The organism is Dyadobacter sp. LHD-138 (assembly GCF_030929615.1).
GTDB lineage: Bacteria > Bacteroidota > Bacteroidia > Cytophagales > Spirosomataceae > Dyadobacter.
Genome location: NZ_JAVFVU010000114.1, coordinates 1 through 935, shown reverse-complemented (window position 1 = coordinate 935; position 935 = coordinate 1). Strand labels below are relative to the sequence as shown.

Here is a 935-nt window from a genome sequence, read left to right as displayed (position 1 = left end):
TATCAAGCCTTAGTCCGTATCCTTTTGCCAGAAGGCATCCTTGAATATTTCGAGCTTACCAAAATTGTGGAGTCTATTCCTGGCTTGAACATCTACCTTGAAGAGAAAAATATTGCTCCTGTTGAGTTTAAAGATGAAAAGTTGGAATCCAAAGGCTTTCTTCCCGAAATTTACGTTCAAGACTTTCCCATTCGTAATCAGAAGGTTACACTCTGCATCAAGAGGCGGCGGTGGGAGGTCAGAAATACTAATGAGATTATAACCAGAGATTGGAAAGTGGTGCAGCAGGGAACTCGAATGACAAAAGAGTTTGCTGATTTTTTAAAAGCAGTGTATCGATAATAATCCAATTAGTTGCTTCCAACTGGGTAAATATTACCATCTCGACGGAAAACAATTACAAGAGCAGTACAAACACCATATAAGCGACTATACGGACTGGGATCAAAGGGAACATGCTGAATATTGGATGCTATATTCTAATAATACAGGAGTTCACCTAAGCATTGATGAAACAGCTCTTTCAAACGGCGAACTCTACACCATCGTTACCAATAAATCTGCCAAAGGTAAGAAAGGGGCGCTTGTTGCGATGGTTAAAGGCACTAAGGCAGAAGAAGTTATAGAGATTTTAAAGAAAATTCCCCAACGGCTCCGTCACAAGGTCAAAGAAGTAACTTTGGACATGGCTGCAAATATGAACAGGATCGTGACCCGCTGTTTTCCCAAAGCAGATAAAGTTATAGATCGCTTTCATGTTCAAAAGCTTGCGTATGACGCTGTCCAAGAGATCAGAATTAAATACCGCTGGGAAGCGCTTGATCAAGAAAATGAAGCCATTAAAGTTGCAAAAGCTATTGGCAAGCCATACGATCCAGAATTACTGGAAAATGGTGATACCGTAAAACAGCTACTGGCCAGAAGCAGATATTTAC

General features: G+C 40.5%; 2 protein-coding genes. Both read left to right on the top strand.

Annotation, left to right across the window (positions count from 1 at the left end; translation table 11 throughout):
* Positions 1-342 (top strand): transposase (locus RB622_RS30160; protein ID WP_409022116.1); only part of this gene is annotated, 342 nt, incomplete at its 5' end.
* Positions 343-469: 127 nt separating this feature from the next.
* Positions 470-935 (top strand): transposase (locus tag RB622_RS30155; protein WP_308050563.1); only part of this gene is annotated, 466 nt, incomplete at its 3' end.